This window comes from Algoriphagus aestuariicola (assembly GCF_017254835.1).
GTDB classification, from domain to species: domain Bacteria; phylum Bacteroidota; class Bacteroidia; order Cytophagales; family Cyclobacteriaceae; genus Algoriphagus; species Algoriphagus aestuariicola.
In genome coordinates, this window is the sequence record NZ_JAFKCW010000085.1 from 1 (window position 1) to 280 (window position 280).

The 280-nt window shown below is 68.2% G+C and carries 1 protein-coding gene; it reads right to left on the reverse strand.

What is annotated here, in order from left to right:
• Positions 1-280 (reverse strand): hypothetical protein (locus J0A67_RS23745; RefSeq protein WP_206571709.1); only part of this gene is annotated, 280 nt, incomplete at both ends.

Consider the following 280-nt stretch of genomic DNA (forward strand, 5'->3'; position numbering starts at 1 on the left):
GTTTCAGCCAGTCGTCGCCCGGATTATTGCGCGTCAAATAGGTGTAGCGGTCATTGTCCTGCGGCAGCGTCGGCGTGATACCGCCGGCCACCATCGCCTGGCGGTAATCCTGCTGCGCCCGCTCCGGCTGTTGCTGAGCCCGCTCCAGGCGGGCGGCGTCGCGGTAGATCAGCGCTTTGGTCTGCCCGACGGGTTCTGAGGCCGCCGCCGTTTTCAACCGACTGAAGAGCGCGTCGGCCTGCTGCGCATCGCCGACCGCGCCCCAGGCGTTGGCGACCCG